The sequence below is a fragment of the Pseudomonas sp. S3_B11 genome (assembly GCF_054667715.1).
In genome coordinates this window covers 5,076,108-5,102,351 of the sequence record NZ_CP162749.1, presented here as the reverse complement: position 1 = coordinate 5,102,351, position 26,244 = coordinate 5,076,108, and the positions used below count along the sequence as shown (strand labels likewise).

Genomic DNA, 26,244 nt, shown 5'->3' with positions numbered 1-26,244 from the left:
TCAACGTCTCGGCTCGTTATTTGATTTCCGATACATGAAAGTTGTACACCAAATAGTCCCTGGGGTTGCGGCCGGTCGAGATACGGACGTTTTCGGGAATGATGCCGCTGCAGTTGAAGCAGGCAACAAATGGCTCCGGCTGGGTCAACTGCCCCGTCAGTTTTTCGGTGAACAGCGTCGTATCCGAAAGCACCCGTTCAGCTTGGCCCGGATACAGCGCTACAACTGAGTTCAACACGCCAACTTCTCCATGGGCTCCCGGTCCTCCGGCTCGTATGGGAATGATTGCGTTGCAGGCATCGATATGCTTTTCGATGAGCTCGCGGGTCGGGCCTTGCAGTTCATACAGGTTGTCGATTGTCCTGCTCAGCGTTGGGTCGAGCTTCAGCGCTTCAGGGTCGACTTGAAATTGATGGTTTGGGTCTTTTTTCCGGTCGCGGTAATTGTCGGCCAAGTGTTCGATGTAATCAGGCGTATTGCTGATCTTGTAGCTGCCGAAGTTCAAGTAGAACTTCTCGCTGGTGGCGGAGCCGTCGTAATCCTGGTCTACCCCGCGATATCCCGTTGGGCCGGATCTGGGCGCTGGCAGGTTGTAATGCTCGTTGAGGACCATATCGTTATCGCCCGTGCGGTCCTGAATAACGCCATAGGCGTGAACGACCAGTTCCTTGCGCTTTGTCTTGCTGAAGCTGGGGCTGCTATCGAAACCTTCTCCATGCATTTGCGCGGATTGTTTCGTACGCTTTGTCGGCGGGGGCAACATCATTTTTTTCGAGCGTTCGTGACCATCGCGCTGGGTCCATTCGAATGGGTCAATGTCCCGCCCTTGAGCGTCAACGAGCACCAGCCCTTGATGGTCGACGAATCGCAGCGGGTTATTCCCGACCATGCAATACAGGTTCAACCCGTCCACCGCTCCCGCCGGATCCGGGCTGATCCAGCGTTGCAGCCAGGGTGCGTAATACCGGTGTCCGTAGTAATACAAGCCGCTGGCATCGCGCTCCTTGCCGCAATAGCGAAGGGTCCGATAATCGGCTTCCACGGCCGAGCGGGAGGCTATCCAGGCAGTCCCTCCAAAGGGCAGGTAGCTTTCCTGGCTGATCAGAGCGGCCTGGTCGTCGAGTTCCAGTGAGCTGGAGCCCAGATGATCGTCCAGGCTGTAGCGCATCTGATTGGCGGCAATGCCAGAGGGGCGGCCTTCAGTCCAATGCAAGTAACGCACGTTGCAACGGCCGGCTTGCAGGTTGATGACTTCCAGGCGCTCGCCATGACGGGTGCGAATCTCGAGGCCCGGCAAGTAACGGACTTCTCGAGTCTGCGTCGTTGATGAGGTGTAGGTGGTTTGTATCTTGCGCACCCGCAGGCCGCTGCTGTCGTAGCCATAGCGTTCAATGTCAGGGAGACGGTCTTCGCGCTGGACCAGTAACACGCTGTCGAGTTGATTGCGGCTGTTCCATTGCAACACCCGACCAAGGTCCAGGCTCTGTTGGTTACCGTTGGCATCGAAGTCCATTGCCGTGGCGGGCATCGAGTGGCCTGTGCGCCAGGACAGGAGCCGATTGCTTGTGGCAGCGATGTTCAGTGTCCGGGTGTAGTGGTTGCCTTCGCGAGCATGGCGCAGTTTGGTCAGGTTGCCTCCGGCGTCGTATTCATAGTGCTCGGTAAAGTTGAACAGCTGCCCGGGGTCGACCGGTGTCTTGCTGAGCGCCGCAACGCTCAATCCCGCCGCTTCACGGCCCGTCGCGCGGATCAACTGGTAGAGGCTGTCGTAGGCGAATGTGCTGATGGCTTCGACCCGCTGGTTATGGCCGAACCGCGCAGGTTGGACCTTGTCCTCGATTCGCGTCACGTTGCCCACCGCGTCGTAGCTGTAGTGCAGGTCTTGCAAGGTGCGGCCAGAGACCGATGCGCAGAACGAGGTCAGTCGACCATTGGCTGGATCGAAAACGGCGCGGCTGATGACACCATTGCCGAGGGTCTGGGATTCAACCTGGCCAAACGCGTTGTAGACGAAATCCTCCACGATGGTTTTTTCGGTGGCCGTGTTGTTTATTTTCAAACTCACGGACATCAGTTGGCCTGCAACATCAAACGCGTAACGCTGCTGATGCTGGGCTGCATCGGACTGTTGGATGGGCTGTGCGAGGGCGTCATAGCGCCAACTCGTCTTGTGGCCTTTTCCCTCTTCAAGCAGTGAGTCGCGGTCTTTCTCATCGGCAGGCCAGTCGGGTGGCGTGATGTCAGCCAGCAAGTGCCTGGTCTGACTGAGCGGCTTGCCACAAAGCGCATGTTCGTCGATGAGCAAGGTGCCGGCGCTGTCATCGTGACGGATGAGCGCACCGCAGAGGTTGCGCGTCGCCGCCTCTGGCGAACTGTCGCCGTAGCGCAGGCACTCGACTCTGCGCGGGGCTTGTCCTGCTGCTCGCTCCAGTACTGCCGTCGGCCTGAGTTGGTTGTCGTAGGTCGTTCGCCAATGCTGTTCGTTTTGCTCCCAGCGGTGCACGATCTGCCCGGCATCGCCAGGCAGGTTCAGTCGCCAGCCGGCGTCGACACTGTTCACCAGCAGAGCCTTGCCGGACAGACTGTAGACGGTGACCAGATTGGCGTCGGTTGCCGTGGCAAACAGGCGAGGGTCTCGCTGCGCAACCTGTCGTCCGGCCAGGTCATGGTCTCGCTGGGTGATACGCGCCTGGGCGGGCTCATCCATTTGGCATCGATGGTAAGCGACGTGCCGTACCGGCAGGCCTCGGCTGTCGATGGCGTTGACCGTGGGTGTCTTGCGATGAAGGCGTACGTTCATGCCGCACCTCCTGCGGTCGAGGGATATTCGGTCATGACGTCTTCCAGCGTGTCGTTCTCGTCCTCGTCCACGCTGTACCAGGGGTGGCGGGTAAGTCGTCGCAGATAGCAAAGGCCGTCTCGTTTGGCGAGACGGGTGTGGGTCGCACGCCCCAGCGCGTCGTAGAACTGCTGGTCGTAGTGGCCGAACTGCCGCAAGGACGCATCGTTGATGTAGCGATGCTGATCGGCAAAGTAAGGGCGGTAGATGCGGATCGCCAAGCCCTTGCTGTTGTATTCCACTCGTTCGCTGATGCGCCAGCGGGTGGCTGCGATCTGCTCCTGCGGTTTGCCGTCCTTGAGCGTCAGTTCACCGTTGGCGTCCACGACGTAGGCCATGCCCGACTCCACCCATTGCTTGCTTTGCAAGGTGCGACCAAAGCCGTCGAAGCACGTCACGGTGACGCGGATTTGCTTCTGGTGATCATCGGGGTAACGATCGGCAACCAGCGTGGTGATGTGCATCGGCTCACGTACCGAGGCGTGAAGTTCACCTTTCAGTTTTTCATCGTCGACAGAAAGTACCAAGAGGTTCGACAGTCGGGTTCGAGCCGAAGCGCAGATATGCCCGGTGGGGAGCAGGTCACGGTTTGCCACACAGCGCGCGAGCCAGTCGGCGTCCATCAATGCCGCCTTCGATACGCGACCCATCCAACTGAAGGGGGCGTAATAGGTGGCCGTGGCGGCCTGCTGTAGAGCCTCCCTGCGCGATTGGATGGCTTCTGCCGGGTCTTTGAAGAGCGCTCGGTCGAACTGCTCGAGCGGTTTGAAACCCACACGGGTGGCGTTCTCGTCGCCATAAACGCTGGTGGCCAACACTTGGCCGAACGCGTCCGCGAGGCATTCCTGTACGTTACCGTTGGGGTCGGTAATGCTCACGGGCAAAAGTGAGCGGTAATCGTAGCGGGCCCGAGTGGTACAGCCATCGGGCAGCTGTAACGCGGTGACAAAGCAGTTGTACGTGTCATAGCTGATCTCGGTCACGCCGTGGCTGCTGCTCGGCTGTATCCCCTTGGCGTTATGGAAACCCTCCAGCCCGGCATAGGTCGTGAAGCCACTTTTGACTGACCAGAGGGTTCTTGATGGCGTGCTCGCGGGAAGAAAGTCGGCCATGCGATGGTAGCCACATCGTTCAAGCAGTCTTCCCTTGGGGCGAGAGCTCGGTGGCAATAGTTGAAAGGCTTGCAGGGAGACTTCGTCCAGCTCGGCGGTTTCCAGATGATCGACCAGGGCCTCGAAATGAGCGACGCCGTCCGGCAAGGTTTCTGCGCGGGTGCTGTCTTTGTAGCGTTGTACGCAAAGGCCGGTCAGGACGCCCTGGGTCATCCAGGCCGTTTCCTTGCTGAGCCCGATGAACTTTTCATACGTCAGGTCTTGTGGGGTCAAGCCTTCGGCCTCGGGTGCCTTGGGTCGTTTCCAGGCGTTGGTGCGTTGACGATAGGGCAGGCCCAGTCGCCATCCTTGAGAGGCTTGCAGATGGATGAACTCGGCGCGGGTTTCGCTCAAGTAGTAGAACTGTTGCGCCGGATCATGAGCGTCTCGCCACCATTGTTGCTGGTCAACATCGCTGAAGGGCGGGGTATCGCTGGCGGTTTTGCGTCGAGCGTAATGGACGTTCACGCTGTGAGTCAGGGCGCCGTAGCGGTCATGCTGCAAGTTGAGGGTGTGCTGGCACTGTGGGTCGTCGCTCAGACCTTCGTACAGGAAACTGATGGACTCAAGCAGCAAGGGCAGCAGGCGCGCATAACGCCGATCACCTTCGGGCGCTTGTAGCAGACGTACCCGGTAACGGTTTTCCTGGACCGAATACAACTGGCGGCGTTTATCCCTTGTGTAGGTCTCGCAGCGCAGTAAATGGCCACTCAGGGCGCGGCACATTTCAAGGGTGGTCGCTGCGTCTGGCGGATCAATCAGTACGTCGCTATTGCTGCCAGCATCGTATTGGCACAGCAACGCCTTGCCCAGCGCCACGGCTGCCCGGTCAGCGTCGTGATAGCCGGTTCGGGCCATGTCCACCGACTGTCCGGTATGAAACCAGCTTTTTTCAAGCAGGGTGCGGTGAAACCTGGTGAGTCAGCATCGTCGGGATGGGCTTCGTTGTCGGTTTGCAGCAGCAAGCCGAAGCCGCGAAATTCCCGTTCGATGCCATCGTAATAACCCTGGCGATAGGAGAATCTCTGGCTCAGGCGATTACCGCTGATCTCATCCATCTGGGTCTGGCGCGACACCAGGTGCAGAGGCAACGGCAGATGACAGGCAAGGGGGGCGCGGGCTTTTACTCTTGCCGCCTTTTCGTCCAGCCATTCCTGGGCCGAGCTGCGGTAGGTGATGCTGTGGGCGGCGCCCATATTGTTGTGGGTGCCGGTCAGCAGATACGGTTTTTCACGAACAAAGTCGTAGCGCCAATGTTGCGCCGGGGTCAGGTACGGCACGCTCAGTATCAGGCTGGAGCAGCCGAGCCCTTGCAGGTCGGCGATGTTCACCTGGCATAAGCGGTCGTAGCGCAGGCCTTCCGGCCAGGGCAGCGCAACCGCAGGCGCGAAGCCGTTGCCACAGCGGTTCATGAAGACCAGTGCTTGATCCGCTTGCAGGTAGATCAGGTCGGTGGCACCGGAACCATCCAGGTCCGCAAAACGGATGCGCGAGGCATCGAAGGTCTGGTGGGCAAGGCCCGGAAAGTCCAACACGATGCCTTTGCCGAAACGTCCGCGACCCAGGTTTGGCCAACACTTCACTTCGTTGTGACGAATGCGCACCAGATGCTGTTGGCCGCTGCCGAGCAGATCACTGAACGCCACCAGCTCGGAGGGTGACGCGGTGAGTACCGGCAAGGCATCGTCATCGCCGTCGTGAGGGACTTCTCGGGCCGCGGCGAAGCCCTTTTCGCGCTGATTGGCATACAGGCGAATGCTGCGTGGGCCTATCAAGGCCAGGTCGCCGAGCCCTTCGCCCATCAGGTCGGCCAGTTGCCCTTGTGGATGGAAAAATTCTGCAGGGAACGCGTGAAACACAGCGAAATCCGACCAGCTTCGATCAGCGCCGAGGGAAAAAAACCGTTGAGCCCCGGTTGGGCAACGACCCAGTCCAGCCGACCATCGCCGGTGAGGTCGCCTAGCGTCTGGCGCAGCGGCTTTGCCGTATCGGCGACGGGGATGCCGGGCAGCGCTTGCCACTGCTCGTAATCCACTTCGTCCGTCTTGGTTTTGGTTCGAATGGGTTCGCGGTAATACCAGCCTGCGTCGCTTTGATAGAGCACACCGGGCAAACCTTCACCGTACAGATCCACCAGTTGAAAACCCAGGTCGCCGCTCAAGCCTGGCATGTCTTGGAAACGTTGCCAGGCGGGAGGATCTGGCAAGCGCTTGAACTCGCTGTAGCTGAACTCGAGGGGAGGGCGGTTCTGCGCCATTGCGCGATCGTCGAACGCCTGATCATGGGCTGTGCTCAGGAGGTGATATCCCAACGGCGTCTGGCGGTAATCAAGCAGCAGGCGACGAACGAGGGCGGGGGCGGCGCCCAGTTCCTCGGGAAAATAGTGGAACACCAACACCTGGCGACACAGGCGCTCGGTGCGTAGTTCAAAACCGTAGGCAAAGGTGGAAAAAACATCGCTACGGGGTTGCCATCGCTGGCCTTCATAGCGCGGTCGCTGGTCGTACCCGGTGCTTCGTTCGCCATAGTCGAACACCAATTCGAAATGCCATTGCACAGCCGTGGGTTGACTCACTTTCCACAGGTAGAGGTCGGCGTCGGCCTTGAAATTGCCATAGCGCACATGGCTCAAATAGCGTTGGGCCGACGTATCCCCCGTGTATTGATAAAGAATGTGCTCGCCGCGAGTGTTCAGGCTTTCCTCCAGCAGCCATTCACCGACACGGCTTGCTTGCTGGGGATCTGCCCGGCGCGACTGGGGATTCTTGCCGAACAGATGGAGGCTGCCATCGGCACCGTGCACGAGCCAGAAACCTGGTTTGTCGTTGTTCGACGACCAATGTTCAATCCGGTCGAAGCCGCTTTCGACTCTTGGAAAATGGCGCGTCACTGTGTAGGTCGTGCCCAGGGCCAGCGTGTTGTAGCGATCGATGAGGGTTGAACGGATGACGCCGTTTGCGTCGCGTTCGGGCAACCAGACCACACCGCTGGGGCCGATGATTTCGTCATCCTCGGCATAAGCCGGGACGCCCTTGTTGGTGCGTCGTGCCACGCAGGGTAACGACAGTCCCCAGCCGATACCGAACACGCTGTTGCCGACCGAGCTGTCGTAACGCAGAGACAAGTGCGGAGCAAAACCGCGCCCTGGCGAAATCGGCAACGCAATCTCGTAGGACGCGGTGCCGTGGGCGCCGACGTTTCCCCAACCTTTGCCGATGCTCTGGATGGCGCCGCCGCCCTTGGGCAGGGTCGGCGCGGTAACCGGCAATGCGGGTTGCTCGTTCATTGCGCACCCCCGGCGGCCCTGGCCGTATAGCTCACGTGCACGATGACGTCGCTCAGCGATTCCAACAGGTCTTTTTGTGCCTGAGGATTGGGGAAGGTCAGTTGCCACGTGGAGACAGCACCGGTGTATTCGAACGGCAGGTAGCGTTCATCGTTGAAGTTCAGGGTGAACAAGCCGTTGTCGTCGACACCAGTGGAAAGGGCGATCTGTTGGTTGGCGCGCCGGTCCTCCATGACCTGTCGCGGGTCATCAGGGGCCATGAACACTTTGCTGGAGGTCTGGGTCAGCGTGGCCCGGATGTTTTCATAAGGAGCGACGACGACCGGCAGGGAAACGCCGATGGTTTTGATCCGCCGCAGGTAATGTTTCTGATCCTTGTAATCAGCGTCGAACAGTTCGTGGGGCAGCTCGAACGTGCATTGGCCTTTCTTCAGGTCGGCATGCATGTCCAGCCATGGCTTGTTGATCGTCGAGGTTGGGGTCTGGTTCTTCAATTGACGCAGTGAAATCGTCTTGCGGATCTCCAACTCTCGCTCGCTACAGCGCAGATAGCTGGCCTGCATGTTCAACAGGCTGAGTTTCAATTGCTCGCCTGCTCCTAGCCCTCGATAGGTGGTATTCCATGCGCCGGGTTGGATGAATCGCGTCGCGAAATCGGCAATTTCGTATTGCCAGCAGGTCTCGGCGGCGAGGCACAGGGCGAGCGTTGTGTCGTAGGCCTGGCGGTAGAACTGCGCGAGCCGGCTGTTCAGCCATTGATACAGTTGCGTCTTTGTAAAGCGCTTGCTGAGAAAGTCGTAGTGGGACTTGGCTTGGCTCAGGCCGGTTTCAGCCAGGTGTAACTGCAGGCGGGTGGCGGTTTGCTGCTCGTTGAAGTGCGCCAGTTGGGCGTCGATCTGCGCAAGTTCGAGCTGCGCCTGGTTGTGTCCCTGTATCCATTCATCCCGGCGGCGATTGAACGACTCCGTGCGGTCGATGTTTTCTGCGGCCATACGGCTGGTAATGGCGGCGCTGTGGGCTGATGCGCTGGCAGAGAGCATCGGACCTTCCCAGCGGCTGCCGCCAAAGGAGAAGCCGGCAATGTTCGGAATCACCATCAGGCCCCCTGCCGCGATCTGGCACGCCGTTGCCACGATCTCGGCCGTGCCACTGGCCAGTTGAAACTGGGTGGCCAGTCTCTCGTTTGGACTGACGTCCTTTTCCAGCAACATTTTGTAGTGGTCGATTCGGCCCTGGACAATCGCCTGGCTGGCCAGCAGCGCCTGGTATTGCTGACGGTCGATGTTCAAGGCCTGGCGTTGCAGGTCGACCGAGATTTTCGCCAGGTCCCACGCTTGCTGCTGCTGTAGCTCCTGCAACTGGGCCTGTTCTTTGTGCTCGATCAGCGACAACAGCGAAGCGCCAAATTGGCTGAGGCTTTCCACTGCACTCAACGCCTGGCTGTGCATGATCGAGAACCGATAGTGTGGGATCGATGCACTCGGCAGCCCTCGAACCGTATTGTCGGAAGTATTCAGTACAGGGCTACCGAGCAACGCGCGAGGGCCCAGCGGCACTGTAAATACCGGCAGATGCAGCGGCTTGCCGGCAATGTCGAGGTTGTGCCGCAAGTTGTACAGGCGGCTTTCAGCGATGTCCCAGCACTGGAGCAACTGCGGGTTGAACGGCAGACGCAAGTGCGGGCTGTCGATGGCTGGCCAGGACGCGTGCAGACTGCCCCCGCGAACGGGCAATGAGGGCTGGGAGCGGGCGAGTGATCGTTCAAATGTGCGTAAGTCGTCACTGGTGGTTTCGCCCAGCGTTTGCAGGCTGAGGCTTACCCAATGATCGACCGATTGAACGGTCGGACGTGGCCCCAACAGATCCAGCACCCGCACGTACCACAGCTTTGCCTCGCTGAGGCCGTCTGGGGTCAGTTGGCGGTAGGCGGCGTCACCTCGATTGATCAGGATGTCCAGGTACAGGAAGTACAGCGCCTTGCGAAAGTGCACCGGATGACTGAGCGCGATCTGATGAGGGTCGTGGGGCACCCGGTCGGCATACGAAGGCGTGGTGCTATCGATTAAAGAAACGGCCCTCCAGCAATTTTTCTGGCCGCGACCTGGATCGAAGAGGCGACGCAACCAGCGTTCGGCCTCTTCATAGCGCTGTTCGGCGTTCAAGCGCTGGGCAACCAGCCATGGCACGTAGAGGAACAGTTCGGTGAAGTAACGACCGTAAGGGCCGTGGAAGTCCATCCTGTCGTGAGTGCTGTCTGGTATGGCGGGTTCCGGCAGGTGTTGTGTGGACCAGACGAACAGCTTATCCAAACCGTTCTCGGTACGGCGGATCAGTTCTGCGGCGAAGGTGGTGTTCAACCTGATCGGTTGGCGCGCTTTGCCGCGCCGGGCGGATTCGGAAAAGTCGATAAATTGGACAATGCCCTGGCCGCGTATCGATTGTTCAGTAATTTTTATAGGAGAGTCAGTCAGGGGGAGGACAAAAAGGGTCGCAGGCAGAAAGGCACCGATTCTATCGTTCTCATGGACGACCTCAAGGTCGAGGGTTGCTTTGGTTTGAATACGTTGATCGTTAGAGTCAAAAAGCCTTTTTCGGAGCTCTTTATCGAGGTGTTTCAGTTCTATTTCCGCTTTTTCTGGAGGTGATTTTGACAAGTAAGGTTGGACGCTAAGGTCTTTGTTAATGCGAGTGGTTCCAAGAAAAATGCAGTTGTCGGCTGATGCCGGTTGCGTGTTGGCCTTGGCCCCCAAAGCCAGGAAAAGGAGGTCTTGCGAGGCGTTGCGATGATGCTCTGCAACGGTACACAGCAATGGCTTGATAGCATTGATGTTCTTGCCGTGAAGGGCTTTGTCGTCGCAGTAACCCAGCAAGCCAACTCGCGGCGTACTCCAGCTTCCATCCTGTTTTCTGAAGCAAAAACTCAAGCGTAATAGCGGATGACTGGTGCCTGATTGCCCGGTGGAGGCATGAGCAGAGTCAATGCTGAAAGCCTGCGAATCTTGCTGTATGCATTCTGCCCATACGATAAACAGACGGTTGTTGAACCAGACGGGGCGGATCGAGTGTTCAACCGCGTTTTCGGGAATGGGCACATCGGCCTTTTCCCAAGCCGACCAGGCAAAAGGGGCCGGCTGATCGATGGCTGGACGTTGCGCCATGTCCAGCGAGCGCCAGAAATAAGTATTCTCCGATCGTGATTTGGCAATGAAATAGTAAGTGCTGTTGGCAAAGTCTTCGCCGTCGATGTAGCCGTTGAGAATATTCAGGTTGGCGATTTCTTCGAATCGGGTCAGGTAGGCCATGACCGCCGATTGAACCGCATCGGCCTGGATCCGGCTCTGGTTGAGGTCGTTTTCCAATTGCTGGAAGTTGCCGCTCTTGTTATTCCTCAGGGCCGGGTCCAGGTAACTTGCGGGGAAATACAGCAGCTTTTGATGAGCCGCCCAGATGGGGTACTGATGTATCTCGTTGCGCCACGTCTGCAGGTGCTCGGGCGTGATGCTTGCCTGGTCGTAGCCAGGCTCCATATTCATCAGGATGCGATTGATGTATTGCTGAAGGCTGGCGATGGCGCACGCCACAGGCGTGGTGGGCACATCCTGGCTGACCAGTACGTCCAGTAGCCAATATTCATAGAGGTCCTGGGCCGTCCTGAGCCGCACCGTCCCGGTCGGGCCATCGTCGGGCGCTACTTTGTCCAGATAGAGCGCCAACTGTGCATCGCGCAGGCTTTCATCCAGCTGCTTTTTCATGGCAACGGTCATATTCAATCCTTGAATAAAAAAATGTACGCCTCAATGGCACGCAGCGATCAGCCCTTCACCGACGATTTTCCAGTCCTGTGTCAGGCTGTCGCTATTGAGTGCGGCGGCCTTGAGCAGCTGGTTTGCCGACAGGCCTGTGCTCAAGCAACACGCCTGGCAACGCATGACCCAATCCACGGCTTGCATGGTGGTGGCGCGTTTGGGCGTCAGCAGCGCGGTCAGGCAACTCACTTGCTCGGTGCTCCAGCCCAGCAGGTGGGCCAGCAGGCCGTTGACTGTCTCTGCTGAATGTTGCGGTAGGTCTTGGTTGGCGAGTTGCAAGTAATGCAACAGGTTTTCTTCTGACTGCGCCTGATGGCGCGCGCAATAATTGAACCGTTCGAGCAAATACAGCGTTTGAGGTGTAAGCGTTCCTGAACTGTTCGAGGCTAACCGCGTGGGATGATCCATTAACACCTGTAGCGTGCTGCTGCTCAGATGCAATTTCTGGCAGGCGTCAGCGGTGCGAAGCACGTGCGCCAGCAATGGCGGTGTTTTGCCGACAGTGGTCATGATGGCCTGGACTATTTCCGTGGCATTCGTGCCGGCCATTTTCATCACGCTGGGAAGATATTCGGCGGACACGTCGGCCTTGTCGTGCAGCAGTGTTTCTACCAGGCGTTGAGGATCGTTGGTGGATTGTGTGTGCTCCCGAAGTGCGGCCAATCGCTTTTCCAGGTTCTGATCCAACGGCAAGTCATGCCTGGCACTCTCGAACAGGCGACACCACTGCAACACATCGAGATCGTTTTGCTTGAGCCAGTCCAGGGCCCAATCCATCGCCATCAGTACGTCGAGAATGTCAGGGCCGGTGGTGGTCAGCGCTCCGGTCACCAGCGCCCGACAGAACGTATCCCCTCCCAGTAACCGGGCCAGTTCCGTGCACGCCAGCGGCGACAGGCCAAACATCCGGGCGATACGGGCCTGGCGGTAGAGTGAGGAGACTGTAGGCAAATCCTTTTTTAGCGCCAGGTACTTCCCGGTCTGTTTCACCAGCAACAACAACGCGTCTTCCGTGAGGGCGAGTCCCAGGCCCGCGCCGAGATAGCTGAGGGTTTCAAGATCCGCGGGATCGAGGTCCGTCGCTTGCTTTTCCCATGCCGGGCTTTTCAGTAAACGGGTGCGATTGAATACTTGGTCGAACAACGGAACACGTTCTGCGCAAGCGCAGGTCGGCATTTCGTGCACCAGCGAGGCAAACTCCTCAGGGGTGATGCCATGGCGCCGCTTCATGTACTGATAGACCCCAAGCGCGCGCAAGGTGTTGGCGCTGAGTGTCATTGCGGTGTTGCCTTCCGAATGCAGGCTATTGACGATCAGCGTATCCAGTTCGGCAAAGGCAATACCGGTCCATCGTTGCAGTCGGACCATGCGCTGCATGCGGTCGAAACGTTCGTAGGACTTGTTGCCAAACCCTCGCTGGTTCGTTCTGGTTTCAAGCACCAACGCGGGGGCGGTGTCGGGGCCGTTGATGTAAGCGGCGCCCTGGAGGTTACGCGTCGGGGGCCGGTTATGGGGCGAGATGCAAGGGCTGTATCGGCCATGCGCCAGTAGCTGCTCAACCTGTTCCGTCGTCAGCCCGGTGCGCTCCTTGAAGAATGTGAAATCACCCAGGCGCTCGACATCTTCAGTGCCATAGGCTTTTTTCAAGGCATCGAAATCGGAGGTCGAAGCGAGCGGTGCGAGCAAGAGTGCCTGTTGCGCCGGACTGAGCCCTGAAAGCAGTTTTTGCGCTTCGACAGGCGATTGCAAAACGTGTCCATACGTTGAGCCTTGCTGGCAAAACGGCAATTTCAGGCTGATCCGATAATTGACTTCACCCAGGGCGGGTTTACCTGCACCCAAGCCAAGCAGGCATTGGTGGTGGTGAAGATCATAGGGCAGTGAAAAGGGATAGTGTGCGTCGGCCAAGGCCTGGTGGACGGTTGTGCCGTCATCGAGACTGGCCTCGATATGGCTGCGCAACGTGTCGTTGACGATGTTGAGCATCGGGCGTGCAACCAAGGCACTGTGTGGGTCGAGCATCAGAGTGTTGAGGTCCGGTCGACGTTTCTCCAGGGGGATCTTGCGGGCGTGGGTGGAGCTGTTTTCCAACTGCCTGGCAAACAGGTACAGCGCACGCAGGTAGGCCACGGGCGAGTCGATCGCGGCGATGTCACCGTCCTTGCAAAACCGATCCCAGTTTTCCTGGAACAGTGCTTGATAGCTGATCGGCCCGGATGTCGGGTCTGAGTCCAGGCTGCGTCGCACACGGAGCTTGGTGTCGCTGGAGCAGAGTTGATGCTCCAGGTACAAGCGGCTGATCTGCCGGGCGTGGCTCGACGCATTGTCGTAGGCCTGCCCGGCATCTGCATCGCAGTGCTTGACGAGCGCCTGGGCGAACTGCGTCTTGCCCAGGCGCAGGATGTCGAATACCGACGTCAGTCCCATTCGCTGCAGGGCGGTCTTGAAATCGGTTTTGGCAATGCCCTCGTCCATTGGCGGGGCAACGAGCTTGTGCAACAGAGAGTCGTTGTCTGCGTCCATGTAGGTGCCTCTCCTGTTCGAACGGAATGTTCTTGTCAGGAGAAAACCGTACAGCAGTACGCAAAAAAAGACGGTAGGACGTGGTCGGGAGATGTGTACGAAAGGGCGATTCGTGGGGCTGCGCTGATGCAAACCCTGTGGGAGCGAGCTTGCTCGCGATGGCTTCGGATCAGTCAGCATTGAAGTTGACTGACCCACCGCCTTCGCGAGCAAGCTCGCTACCACAGTGGGCGGACGTTAGACGCGGAAGTGGCTGACCAGCATCTGCAACTGATTACCCAACCGTGCCAGTTCCACGCTGGAAGCGGCGGTTTCTTCGCTGGCGGCGGCGGTCTGTTCGGACACGTCGCGCACGTTGATGATGCTGCGGCTGATCTCCTCGGCCACGGCGCTTTGCTGCTCGGCGGCCGCGGCGATCTGCTGGTTCATCGACTGGATGTTCGACACCGTGCGGGTGATGTTTTCCAGTGACACGCCGGCCTTGCGGGTCAGGGCCACGCTGCTGTCGGTGAGGCTGCGGCTGTTGTTCATTACGGCCGCCACTTGTTGCGTGCCGTTCTGCAGCCCGGCCACCAGGCCTTCGATTTCTTCGGTGGATTTCTGCGTGCGCTGGGCCAGGCCGCGGACTTCGTCGGCCACCACGGCAAAACCACGTCCGGCTTCACCGGCGCGTGCCGCTTCGATGGCCGCGTTGAGCGCCAGCAGGTTGGTCTGCTCGGCTACGGCCTTGATCACGTCCATGACGCTGCCGATCTTGTCGCTTTCCTGTTGCAGCACGGTCATGGCGTCGGTGGAACGCACCACCTCGCTGGCCAGGCGTTCGATCTGGGCGATGGCTTCGCTGACCACTTGGTCGCCGGCACGGGCTTCGCCGTCGGCGGCGGCTGCGGCTTGGGAGGCCTCTTCGGCGTTGCGGGCCACTTCCTGCACCGTGGCGGTCATTTCGTGCATGGCGGTCGCGACCTGATCGGTCTCGACTTTCTGGCTGTTGACCCCGGCGCTGGTCTGCTCGGTCACGGCGGACAGTTCTTCGGCGGCGCTGGCGATCTGGGTCACGCCATCGCGGATGCCGCTGATCAGGTCGCGCAGGGTCACCCCCATGCGCGCGATGCCTTGTTGCAGCACGCCCAGTTCATCGCGGCGAGTGACGATGACCGTGTGCGACAGGTCGCCACCGGCAATGCGCTCGACCACGGCCAGGGTATCGCGCAGCGGGCCGGTGATCTGGCGAGTGATGATCACGGCTGCAATGACGCCAACCAGCAGCGCCAACAGGGTGCTGACCAGTTGCAGGGTGCGCGCCTGGGCACTTTCGGCGTCGCGGCGGTCGAGTTGGATCTGGTACAGCTGTTCGCTCAGCGTCACGATTGACGCGCCCTGGTCGGTCATTTCCTTGCGTGCCTGTACCGCGTCGGTGGTGGCCAGCTTGAAGGCCTGTACGGCGCTGCGGTATTGGGCCAGGGCGTTTTCCAGTTGGCGCAGTTCATCCTGGCGGGTACTGGAGAAATGCTCGTTCAGCGGCTTGAGCGAGGCGATGGCGGCGTCCAGCTGGGTGACGGCCTTGCGTTCGGTGTCGGCGTTGCTGTTGGCGGTGTAGCCGCGCACTTCATAGCGGGCCAGCATGAAGTCCTGCTTGGCCTGGGTGATGGCCTGGAACTGGGCGAAACGCTCGTCGCCGGCGCCCATTTTCCGCACGTCCGAATCCAGGGTCTCGATCAGCTTATAGGCGATCTCGGCGTTAGCGCCCATGGCATCGCGGGCGGTGTTGCCCGTGCGGTAGGCGCTGCGCATTTTGTTCAGGGACACCTGGTAGGCGCTGATGACCGCGCTCTGCTCCTTGAGCAACTTGACGTTTTCCGGGCTCTTGAAGCTGCTGAGCAGGGCGTTCTGTTGTGCCACGAAACCATCGAGGGTGGTCTGCACGTTTTGGGCGGCGGTCTCGTCACCGTTGGTCAGCATGTATTGCAGGCGCGTGACTCGAAGCTTGGTCAGGCCGGCGTTGAGCTGGGTGATGTCGCTCATCCAGTTGCTGCGGTCGATCAGCCCGCCCAGGCTGGTCCAACTGGTCAGGGCCAGCAGGCAGGTCAGTACCAGCACCAGGCCGAAGCCCAGGCCCAATTTCATGTTGACGCTAATGTTGCCAAACCAGCGGTTCATCAAATTCCTCCAGGAACGTTGTGCTGCTTGATCGTCGGTACGCTGGAAGATTGTTGTTGTTAAGAGCCAGCAAGAGCATGTAACCGGGCTGTATCGGCGAGGGGGCCTGGATCTAAAGCTTTTTTTCACATCTGTTTCACCGACTGCCTACGTCGGCCTCTCTACTGTCGCGCCAACGAATGACTGGGTGGATGCCGTTGGGGCGGCTTGATGTGGAACTGAGACTGAGCCTTTTCGGCCTGAGGCGCTCGATCAATACGCGCCGCTTTGCCCGTTACCGAAACGCTTTGGTCGTGCTGGCTTCGGCGCTGCTGGTCATCCCGTTGACCCTCTGGCTGCTCAGCCCGGCGGCGATACCGGACCTGGCCCACGGCAACGTCGCCGGCGCCCGGGCCTTGGCCGCTGGCTGGGCCAAGGGCGAGATGATCGTGCTGGTGCGTCATGTCGAGCGTTGCGATCACTCCAAGGCCGCGTGCCTGAATGATCGCGAAGGCATCACTGACCGGGCCCGTGCCGTTGCGGTGGAGTTGGGCGCGCGGTTCGAGCAACTGGGCCTGGGCAACGCCGACCTCTACAACAGCCCTCTGGTGCGTGCAGTCCAGACGGCGGGCTACATGTTCAACAAGGTGAGTGCTGGTGATGACTGGCTGAGCAATTGCCGCCACGACCTTCTGCGCAATGCCCTGGCCCACAAGGTCGCCGGGCGCAATCTGATCCTGGTCACCCACAGCGAATGCATGCAGGCATTGGAAACCACGCTCCAGCGGCCTACCTCGACGTTTGGCTACGGCGCTTCGCTGTTCGTCTCCACCGCCCAGCCACAAGCCCCGCAGTTGCTCGGTTTTATCGAAGCCTCTGACTGGCGCTCGGTGGCGTTTCAGTAAATTTTCCCACGATTAGGACCGCCCATGCTGACGTCTGCTCGCGCCCGTTTCTACGGGCTCAATCTCGGAATTCCCCTGGTCTGCGCCGCGGTGGTGTTCTTGCTGTTCGACTTGACCCGCATCGACATCGCCTTCAGCAATTTATTCTATGACCCAGTGCACCAGGTCTTTCCGTTGGAGCACGTGCGGCTGTTCGAGAAAATCACCCATAAATGGGCCAGGATCATCCCGAACTGGACCGGCGAGGCGGCGATTATCGGGGCGCTGCTGTCGTTTGTCTGGACGGTCTTCCAGCCGCAAAAGCGCCCGGGATTACTTCGCTTGTTGGAGAAAACCCGGTTGGCCGCACCGTTGCGTTTTACGCACAAACATCGGCGCGATTTTCTCTACGTGGTCTTCGCCTTTTCCCTCAGCACCGGGGTAATCCATTATCTCAAGGGCCACACCAGTGTGTACTGCCCGGTGGAAACCACCCAATACGCCGGCAAGATCGAGCACAAGGAATGGTTCCAGAATTTCGACCTGCTGAAAGTCGCCGGTGACGGTCGCTGCTGGCCCGGCGGTCATGCGTCCGGCGGCTTCACGATGCTGGCGCTGTATTTCGTCGCCCGCCGCTACCGCTGGCGTCATTCGAAAGCCTTGATGCACGGAGCGCTGGTCTTGGGGTTTGTCTACGGAACGACACGGGTCCTGCAGGGCTGGCATTACATGTCACACACGTTCTGGGCGGGGATTTTTGTCTGGTTGAGTTGTTTGCTGATGGCGTTGCTGTTTTATGGGCGGGCGGCCTTGGAGCAGCCAGTGTTGAAACCACAGCGAGCGACGGCAACGGCTGCCTTGCCTGCGTCGGGCAGCGCACATTCGTCAGCCTGAATGCAGGGCAAAAAAAAGCCCGCTGGGAGAGCGGGCTAAAACCTTAGTTTCTTGAATGAGCGAGGCGACTGTACCCAATCACGCGGGGGCGTGGGGTGAAGAAAAGTTCATGAGGTCGCCTCCTTGCACGACCTCATGCCTGCGGACTCTTCTCACCGCAGATCAAACCGATCCAGGTTCATCACCTTGACCCACGCCGCGATGAAGTCCTTGACGAACTGCTCTTGCGCATCCGGGCTGGCATAGACTTCGGCCAAGGCCCGTAGCTGGGCGTTGGAGCCGAAGACCAGATCGACACGGGTGCCGGTCCATTTGACCTGGCCGGTCTTGCGATCGCGGGCCTCGAAGGTTTCCTGGGTGTCGGAAAGGGGTTTCCATTCCACGCCCGTGTCGAGCAGGTTGACGAAAAAGTCGTTGGTCAACGTCCCGGGCCGTTGGGTAAAGACACCGTGCGCAGTGTGGCCAGCGTTGGTGTCCAGTACCCGCAGACCGCCGATCAATGCCGTCATTTGCGGGGCGCTGAGGGTCAGCAGTTGGGCCTTGTCGATCAGCAACGCCTCGGCGGACACGCGGTACCGGCCCTTGAGGTAGTTGCGAAAGCCATCGGCGATAGGCTCGAGGAAACCGAACGACTCGACGTCCGTCTGCTCCTGGCTCGCGTCCATGCGTCCCGGCGCGAACGGTACCGTCACGCTGAGCCCGGCATTTTTCGCGGCTTGTTCAATACCGGCGCTGCCGGCCAGCACGATCAGGTCTGCCAGGGAAATTTTCTTGCCGTCGGATTGGGCGGCGTTGAACTCGCCCCGAACCTTGTCGAGGGTCGCCAGCACCTGGGCCAGTTGCTCTGGCTGGTTGGCCGGCCAATCTTTCTGCGGGGCCAGGCGCAGGCGGCCACCGTTGGCGCCGCCGCGTTTGTCGGAACCACGGAAGGTGGAAGCCGCGGCCCATGCTGTAGACACAAGCTGTGAAACCGTGAGGCCCGAGGCCAGTAGCTTGCCTTTGAGGGCGGCGATGTCACTGTCGTTGACCAGCGGATGATCGACCGCCGGGATAGGGTCTTGCCACAGCAGTTCTTCGTTGGGCAGTTCCGGGCCGAGGTAGCGTGAGAGCGGGCCCATGTCGCGGTGGATCAGCTTGAACCAGGCGCGGGCAAAGGCGTCGGACAACTGGTCCGGGTTTTCCAGGAAGCGCCGGGATATTTTTTCGTAGATCGGGTCGAAGCGCAGCGCCAGGTCGGTGGTCAGCATCGTGGGGTTACGCCGTTTGGACGGGTCATGGGCATCGGGGATGATGCCCGCGCCTGCCCCGTTTTTCGGCGTCCATTGGTGCGCGCCTGCCGGGCTCTTGGTCAGTTCCCACTCGAAGCCGAACAGGTTCTCCAGGTAGTTATTGCTCCAACGAGTGGGGGTGGTGGTCCAGGTGACTTCCAGGCCACTGGTGATGGTGTCGGGCCCCTTGCCGGTGCCGAAGGTGCTCTTCCAGCCCAGGCCTTGCAGCTCCAGGCCAGCGGCTTCGGGCTCGGCGCCGACATTGTCCGCAGGGCCTGCGCCGTGGGTCTTGCCGAAGGCGTGGCCGCCGGCAATCAACGCCACGGTTTCTTCGTCGTTCATGGCCATGCGGGCGAAGGTTTCGCGGATGTCCACCCCAGCGGCGACCGGGTCCGGCTGACCCTCGGGGCCTTCCGGGTTGACGTAGATCAGCCCCATCTGCACGGCGGCCAGCGGGTTCTCCAGGTTGCGTCCATCGTCAGTGCGGCTTTCTTCGTTGCCAGGCTCGGCCACCAGTTGGCCTTCGCCGGGGTCTTGCATGGCGGCTTTGTCGGGCTTGCCGTAGCGAACATCGCCCCCCAGCCATTTGTTTTCCGAACCCCAGTAGACGTCCTCATCCGGCTCCCAGACATCGGCGCGGCCACCGGAAAAACCGAAGGTCTTGAAGCCCATGGATTCCAGCGCGACGTTGCCGGTGAGGACGATCAGGTCGGCCCAGGAGATATAGCGGCCATACTTCTGCTTGATCGGCCACAGCAGCCGACGCGCCTTGTCGAGGCTGACGTTGTCTGGCCAGCTGTTGAGCGGTGCAAACCGCTGCTGGCCGGAACCCGCGCCACCGCGCCCATCACCGGTGCGGTAGGTGCCTGCACTGTGCCAGGCCATGCGGACAAACAGCGGTCCATAGTGGCCGAAGTCTGCCGGCCACCAGTCTTGCGAGTCGGTCATCAGTGCATTCAGGTCTTGTTTCAGGGCCTGGAAGTCCAGGCGCTTGAACGCTTGGGCATAGTCGAAATCCTCGCCCATGGGGTCGGACAGCGAGGAGTGCTGGTGCAGGATCTTCAGATTCAGCTGGTTCGGCCACCAGTCGCGGTTCGTCGTACCACTGCCAGCGGCGTGATTGAACGGGCATTTCGATTCGTTTGCCATGAGAAGCTACCTTTGGTCGTATTCATCCAGCTATCCAGCCCGGCCGGGCTTCGAATAGCGACAGGCGAAATAAATGACACAGGGCGCAGGGCTCACAGTTCGCTCAACTGATCATGTGCGGCCACACGGCAACGCGCGAGAGGTCTGGTTACCCATTCGCTGGCCCACGGCAAGCCCAGTACGGTTCTGAACGCTTCGTATCTCTTTGTCAGGTTTCACGGGCCGGATTGCACCAGCCTGAATTCAGGCTAGTCCTCCTTTGCCAGATAGCTAATAGGCGCAGTATTAACGGTTGATAGGGATAATCTTTTATCGAAGCCAAGCGGCGAGGCAGATGATATGAATGGCGCCTGCCGTGACGGACCCAACAATGAACAAATGCCCGCGCAGCACGGCCTTCCACGAAGCCGGCCATGCCCTGGCTTTCTGGTGGAACGGCCAACCGATAAAACGCATCACCGTGCGTACCAAGGCTGAAGCCTGCACGGGTCCTCTGTTCGACCTGCGCGGCAACCCTCAATACGCAGAAGGGTGGGTGGAAGCGGACTACCTTGTCCCGCGCCCGGCATTCGACGCCCCGGGGATCGCTGAATTCCTGCCCTCGATGGTCGATGCCATTGAACGTGACCTGCTCCATTGCTTCGCGGGGCCAGTGGCCGAAGCAGTCTACCGGCACCGCCGGTCCGACCGGTTGATCAGGGGCAGCGGCCGCGGTGACCTGGACCGGGGACACGAATTGATCAGCCTGCTGCCACCGCGCAAATTGCTCGACGCCCAATCCCAGGCCATCGCCCGCTGCAGTTGCCTGGTGCACCGTTACTGGCCGGCTGTCAGCGCCGTTGCGGGCTTTCTGCAAGAACGCGGCACGGTTGAGGGGAGCGCCGTCACAGCGCTGCTGTGCGAGATGACCGGGGAGCGGCCGATGTTGCTTGGCCATCAAGTGGCAAGCCTCGATTCGTGATCAAGGCGTGCCACTGGCCCTATCCGACTCGGATGAAGCCACTACTCGCTAGCGCTTCACTGTTTCCTCAAGAGAGAAGCGTCCCAGTGGGTTTTGTTGGAAGTGCTCGATGTTCTTGCGCGAAATATTGATGTACGGGCTGTAGTAGAGATCGATCCAGTTGACGTCCTGCTTGGCGATCACCTGAAGGTCGGTATACATCTGCTTGCGCTTGGTCGGGTCCACTTCTACCCGCGCGGCCGCGACCAGATCCTTGACCTTGTCGTTCTTGTAGCGGGTCATGTAATTCATGTTGGTGTCATGTCCCAGCACGAATGTGGTCTTCTGGTCCGGGTCGAGGATGTCGTTGGTCCAGTACATCACGGACAGATCGTAATCGCCGTCGATCAACATTTGCCAACTCTGGGTTGGGTCGACTTTCTGCAAGGTGGCTGTCACGCCGACCGCTGCGAGCTGTTGCTGGACCAGCACGGCGATCTGCTCGTCGGCTTCATTGCCCGCATTGACTACATAGTTGAGCTTCAGGCCTGAGGCGCCTGCATCCGCCAGCATTTTCTTGGCTTTTTCCGGATCGTACGGGCGCTGCAGATTATCGGCATAGTGATAAAGCGCGCCTTTAGGAATGTAGGAATAAGCCACCTGGCCATGGCCGAATGTCACGGTATCGACCAGGGATTTTTTGTTGATCGCAAGGTCCAGGGCCTGGCGTACTTCAGGCTTGCCCAGCAGTCCGTGCGCATGGTTGATCAGCAGATGATCCTCGCGGGTGGAGGGATCCATGTGTACGACCAGGTTGGGATCCTTCTTCAGGGTTTCGACGCGCGAGAAGGGCACGAAGATCGCCGAATCCAGTTCACCGGCCTGTACCTTCAACATCCGCGTATTGTCATCGGGGATGGAGATCCATTCCACGCCATCCAGGCTCACCTTGTCGGCCTGCCAGAAGTTGGGGTTCTTCTCCAGCACCACGCGATCGCCGCGTAGCCACTCCTTGACGATAAAGGCGCCAGAGGCAACGGGGTCCTGGGCATAGGCTTCCTCACCCATTTTCTCCATGGCCTTTTGCGACAGGATGGAGACGTTGGGCAACGCCAGCTGCGCGAGGAAGGGCACTGAAGGGCTCGTGAGTGTCACCACCAGAGTCTGCGGGTCGGGTGCCTGGGCCTTGTCGATAATCTTGTAGGAGTCGCTCCACAGCGACCCTTTGTTGTCGCGAATGCGCAACAGACTGAACGCTGCATCGCTGGCGGTAATCGGTGAGCCGTCGGAGAACTTGGCCGAGCGTAGTTTGAAGGTATAGGTCAGGCCATCGTCGGAAACCTGCCAGCTTTCGGCCAGCCCCGGTACCAGCTTGGTGCCGGTGTTGTCGACGCGCACCAACACGTCGTAGACATTGGAGAACACCCAGTTATCACGGTTCTGCGCGCTTTTGATCGGGTCGAACGTCGTACTTTCTTCACGGCAACCGATGGTCAGCACGCCTGCTGCCTGGGCGACACCGGCCGCCAGTGTGCAAACGGTCAACGTCGCGGCGGTCAGCAACTTCAAATGTTTCGATCGCATGGTCAAACTCCCTATTGATGAATGTTTTTTAGAGCAATGGCTCTCCGAGCACACAGCTATAACGATGTCCATTGATGTCATGGATGGGGGGCGGCGTTTTCGCGCAGATGGGTTGTGCATACCGGCAGCGCGGGTGAAAAGCGCAGCCGGATGGAAGGTTCAGGGGGCTGGGTGGCTCGCCAGGCAGGGGGTCGCCCAGCAACGGTCGAGTCGGGTCGATGTGTGGAATGGACTGGATCAGCGCGACGGTATAAGGATGCCGAGGGCTGCTGAACACGGCCTCCGTGGGGCCTTGCTCGACGATCTCGCCGAGGTACATCACGGCGACCCGATCACATAACCGCCGAACGATCGCCAGGTCGTGAGCAATGAACAGAATCGCCAGGTTCATGCGCTGTCGCAGTTCCAGCAGCAGGTTGATGATCTGTCCCTGGATGGAAACGTCCAGCGCGGCCACGCATTCATCGGCGATGATCAACCGCGGCTCGATGGCCAGTGCCCGAGCGATCCCCACACGCTGGCATTGACCGCCACTCAATGAACCTGGCTTGCGGTGGGCCAGCTCCGGTCGCAGGCCGACCAGGTTCAGCAGTTCATCGACCCGCTGGCGAATCAGCGGTGCAGGGATCGCACAGCGCACTCGCAACACTTCAGCCAGGGTGTCGCCGATGCTCATTCGCGGATTGAGGGCGGTATAAGGATCCTGGAAAATCATCGCGGTTTCGTGGCGCAGTCGCTCGATGTCGATCCGCTTGCCTTGAGCCATATCCACGCCATCGAACAGGATTTGTCCGGCGCTGACCTCAGTGAGGCGCAAGATGGCCCGACCCAGGGTGCTCTTGCCGCTGCCCGACTCACCCACCAACCCAAGCACCTCCCCGGTGGCCAGACTCAGCGACACACCGTTGACGGCTTTCACCCATTGCCGGTTGATTCCGAACGGACCACTGCCAGGGGCGGCGAAGCGCACCTGTAGATCCTTAACGTGCAGCAGGGTCATGACGAAGCTCCCACCGGCAGCGGGTAATGGCAGGCGACTCGGTGTGCCTCGGTCGTGATTTGCATCTGTGGCAACAGCCGCGTGCACTGGCTGCCCTGCTGAAGGCAGCGTGGATTGAAGCGGCAACCGGTGGGCAGCGCATCCAGCAGAGGAGGCTGGCCGGCGATGGTCTTGAGCATGGCATGGCCGGCGCTGGTCGCCGGTTGGCAGTCGATCAGGGCCGCCGTATAGGGATGTCTTGGATGAGCCAGCAAATCAAGCTTGTTGCCGTGCTCGCAGAGCCGACCGGCGTACATCACCGCGATGGAATCACAGGTCTGGGCGACGATCCCCAGGTCGTGGGTGATCATGATGATTGACAGCCCACGCTGGTCGCGCAAATCCAGGAGCAGGCGCAGGATCTGTGCCTGTACCGTGACATCCAGGGCGGTGGTCGGCTCATCGGCGATCAGCACCTGGGGGTTGCAACCCAACGCCACGGCGATCATGGCACGTTGACGCATGCCACCGGAAAACTCATGGGGATAACTGTCGACCCGCCTTAGCGGATCGGGAATGCCCACCTGGCGTAACACATCAATGGCCTTCGCCCGTGCTTCACGTTTGGACGCCCCCTGATGCAGGCGTATGCCCTCGCCGATCTGTTCGCCGATACGCATCAACGGGTCAAGATGACTGCCGGGATTCTGAAAAATCATCCCCAGCCGCCGACCCCGTATGCCCCGCATGCCGGCTTCATCCAGCGACAGCAGGTCCTCACCGGCAAGGCGCACGGCCTTGCCCTGGACGCGGAGGTTTGCAGAGGGCAGCAAGCGCATCAAGGCCCGGCAGGCCATCGTCTTGCCTGAGCCGCTTTCACCCACCAGACCGAGGATTTCGCCTTCGGCCAAGTCAAATGACACACGATCCACCAGCGTGACTTCGCCCTCACCGTGGCCGGCGATCACGCTGAGGTCCTCGACGTGCAACACCGGTGTGCTCATGGGCGCTCTCCGAGGTGCTCGGCGACACCGTCGGCCAGCAGACTGAAGCCCATGGCCAGGGTGACGATCGCCAGTCCCGGGAAGGTGCAGATCCACCAGGCGTTGGTGATAAAACTCTGGCCCTCGGCGACCATCGTGCCCCACTCGGCGGTGGGTGGCTGGACCCCCAGGCCGAGGTAGCTGACCGCCGCCCCATTGAGCAGTACCAGCACCGCGTCGGACATGGCAAACACGATCGAACCGAACATGGCATTGGGCAACAGGTGCCGAAACAGAATGCGTCCATGACCGAAGCCCAGGCTTTTCGCCGCCAAGGCGAAATCGCTTTCCTTGAGTACCAGAATCTGCGAACGGATCAGCCGTGCATAGGACACCCAACCCACCAAAGCCATCGCAATATAAAAGCTGCCCAGGCCGGGGCCGAGGATGGCCATGATTGCCAACATCAGCACCAGGAAGGGGAAGGCCAGAATAATATCGATCAGGCGCATGCAGATCGTGTCGAACCGGCCACCGATATAGCCGGCCAAGGCGCCGACGCAAGTGCCGATCAAGAATGGGAAAACCACCCCGATCACGGAAATCTGCAAGTCGATGCGTGCGCCCCAGATCACTCGGGAAAGAACGTCGCGGCCGAAATTGTCCGTGCCGAACGGATGGGCCAGGCTCGGCCCCAGCAGGCGGATATCGGTGTTCTGGGCAATCGGATCGAAGGGCGCGACCCAGGGTGCGAAGAGTGCGAGCAACAGCCAGCCAAACAGAATCGCCAGGCCCAGCACGGTGGCCAGGCGCCGGTTGCGCAAGCCCAAACGCAGCGCAAGACGCCAGGTGGGACTGAGGGCCTGGCCGCTCATCGCATGTTCACCCGCGGATCGATCATCACAGTCAGCACATCGGCGAGGAAATTGACCGTGACGGTGGCGAGGGCCAGCACCATGGCCACGCCTTGGACCACCATGTAGTCGCGGGTAAAGATGCCGCGTACCAGCAATTGGCCGATGCCGGGAATGGCAAACAGACTTTCGATGACCACCGTGCCGCTGATCAACCAGCCGATGTTCACCGCCAGCAGGTTGACCGCCGGTACCAGGGAGTTGGGCAGCACATGCCGACGAAATATCGCCCGCTCGGACAAGCCCCGGGCCCGTGCGGCAGTGGCATGATCGGCTTGTAGCTCCATGAGCATGCTGGCGCGCAGATTGCGCACCAGCACGGCGGAGAGCGCCAAGGCAATGGTCAGGCACGGCAAGACCATGTGATGCAGTTTGTCCCACCCTGTACGTCCATAGCCTGAGACCGGGAACAGCCCTAACTGCACACTGAGCAGCAGGATCAACATGATGCCTAGCCAGAACGCCGGCATGCCGAGCCCTGCCGTGGTGAACAGGCGAATCAGGTGATCCTGCCAACCGCCCTTGTTGCGCGCCGCCACCGTTGCCAGTGGCACGGCAATCAGCAGCGCCAGCAGTACGCTGCCGAGCACCAGGAACAGGGTAGGCTCAATGCGGGTACTGATCAGCTTCAAGGCATCGACTTTGTAGAGCAGCGATTGGCCGAGATCGCCTTTGAGCAGGTTCTTGAGAAAGTAGAAGTACTGCATCCACAAGGGCTGGTCGAGACCGTACTGGGCACGAATTCTGATCAGCGCCTCCGGCGTGCTGCGCGAACCCAGCAGGGCCCGGGCGGGGTCCCCGGGGATTGAGCGCACGAGCACAAAGGTGATCATGCTGATGCCAAACAGCACCGGCAATAGCTGTAGCGGGCGCGACAGTATGAAACGGTAGCGCGCCAGGTTCATGGG

The 26,244-nt window shown here is 60.0% G+C and carries 13 protein-coding genes and 2 pseudogenes; 3 read left to right on the top strand and 12 right to left on the bottom strand.

Features of this window, described 5'->3' with window-relative positions:
• Positions 1-16: 16 nt before the first annotated feature.
• From AB4O22_RS22950 to AB4O22_RS22925, 6 genes and pseudogenes are all read right to left on the bottom strand, one after another.
• Positions 17-2,800 (bottom strand): RHS repeat-associated core domain-containing protein, encoded by a 2,784-nt coding sequence (locus tag AB4O22_RS22950; protein WP_460097244.1) that lies wholly within the window; start codon positions 2,798-2,800, stop codon positions 17-19.
• Positions 2,797-7,276: pseudogene (locus AB4O22_RS22945) on the bottom strand (SpvB/TcaC N-terminal domain-containing protein). Before AB4O22_RS22945 ends, AB4O22_RS22950 begins: the two are co-directional and overlap by 4 nt.
• On the bottom strand, positions 7,273-11,040 hold the full coding sequence (locus AB4O22_RS22940; protein ID WP_460105926.1) for a Tc toxin subunit A-related protein: 3,768 nt from the start codon (positions 11,038-11,040) through the stop codon (positions 7,273-7,275). The pseudogene AB4O22_RS22945 and the gene AB4O22_RS22940 overlap by 4 nt, the downstream one beginning before the upstream one ends.
• A 30-nt stretch (positions 11,041-11,070) precedes the next feature.
• The gene (locus AB4O22_RS22935) at positions 11,071-13,605 is read right to left on the bottom strand and encodes a Tc toxin subunit A (protein ID WP_223470263.1); all 2,535 of its coding nucleotides are present in this window, start codon (positions 13,603-13,605) and stop codon (positions 11,071-11,073) included.
• Between the two features lie 237 nt (positions 13,606-13,842).
• The gene (locus AB4O22_RS22930; RefSeq protein WP_411740735.1) at positions 13,843-14,547 is read right to left on the bottom strand and encodes a methyl-accepting chemotaxis protein; all 705 of its coding nucleotides are present in this window, start codon (positions 14,545-14,547) and stop codon (positions 13,843-13,845) included.
• Positions 14,548-14,748: 201 nt separating this feature from the next.
• Positions 14,749-15,627 (bottom strand): annotated as a pseudogene (locus AB4O22_RS22925) (methyl-accepting chemotaxis protein); the annotation flags it as partial.
• Positions 15,628-15,974: 347 nt separating this feature from the next.
• Here AB4O22_RS22925 and pmrG point away from each other — a divergent pair.
• The gene (pmrG, locus tag AB4O22_RS22920; protein ID WP_411740625.1) at positions 15,975-16,646 is read left to right on the top strand and encodes a lipopolysaccharide core heptose(II)-phosphate phosphatase PmrG; all 672 of its coding nucleotides are present in this window, start codon (positions 15,975-15,977) and stop codon (positions 16,644-16,646) included.
• Positions 16,647-16,670: 24 nt separating this feature from the next.
• Complete coding sequence (locus AB4O22_RS22915; RefSeq protein ID WP_223470265.1) at positions 16,671-17,519, top strand: phosphatase PAP2 family protein; 849 nt, start codon at positions 16,671-16,673, stop codon at positions 17,517-17,519.
• Positions 17,520-17,671: 152 nt separating this feature from the next.
• Here AB4O22_RS22915 and katG read toward each other — a convergent pair whose 3' ends face one another.
• Complete coding sequence (gene katG, locus AB4O22_RS22910) at positions 17,672-19,936, bottom strand: catalase/peroxidase HPI (RefSeq protein ID WP_460097238.1); 2,265 nt, start codon at positions 19,934-19,936, stop codon at positions 17,672-17,674.
• 370 nt (positions 19,937-20,306) lie between these two features.
• On the opposite strand from katG, the gene AB4O22_RS22905 reads away from it, so the two are divergent.
• On the top strand, positions 20,307-20,897 hold the full coding sequence (locus AB4O22_RS22905; protein WP_053161853.1) for a hypothetical protein: 591 nt from the start codon (positions 20,307-20,309) through the stop codon (positions 20,895-20,897).
• Positions 20,898-20,945: 48 nt separating this feature from the next.
• Here AB4O22_RS22905 and AB4O22_RS22900 read toward each other — a convergent pair whose 3' ends face one another.
• Genes AB4O22_RS22900 through AB4O22_RS22880 form a run of 5 tightly spaced genes read right to left on the bottom strand, consistent with a single transcriptional unit; the run spans position 20,946 to position 26,241 of the window.
• Complete coding sequence (locus AB4O22_RS22900) at positions 20,946-22,460, bottom strand: ABC transporter substrate-binding protein (RefSeq protein ID WP_053161855.1); 1,515 nt, start codon at positions 22,458-22,460, stop codon at positions 20,946-20,948.
• Between the two features lie 28 nt (positions 22,461-22,488).
• Positions 22,489-23,460 (bottom strand): ABC transporter ATP-binding protein, encoded by a 972-nt coding sequence (locus tag AB4O22_RS22895; RefSeq protein ID WP_460097236.1) that lies wholly within the window; start codon positions 23,458-23,460, stop codon positions 22,489-22,491.
• Entirely contained in the window at positions 23,457-24,443 is a 987-nt protein-coding gene (locus AB4O22_RS22890; RefSeq protein ID WP_053161859.1) for an ABC transporter ATP-binding protein, read from the bottom strand. Before AB4O22_RS22890 ends, AB4O22_RS22895 begins: the two co-directional genes overlap by 4 nt.
• Positions 24,440-25,297: an ABC transporter permease gene (locus tag AB4O22_RS22885; RefSeq protein ID WP_460097234.1), complete on the bottom strand. Its 858-nt coding sequence runs from the start codon at positions 25,295-25,297 to the stop codon at positions 24,440-24,442. Before AB4O22_RS22885 ends, AB4O22_RS22890 begins: the two co-directional genes overlap by 4 nt.
• Positions 25,294-26,241, bottom strand: a complete 948-nt coding sequence (locus AB4O22_RS22880; protein WP_003197591.1) for an ABC transporter permease — start codon at positions 26,239-26,241, stop codon at positions 25,294-25,296. The genes AB4O22_RS22885 and AB4O22_RS22880 overlap by 4 nt, the downstream gene beginning before the upstream one ends.
• Positions 26,242-26,244: the final 3 nt, after the last annotated feature.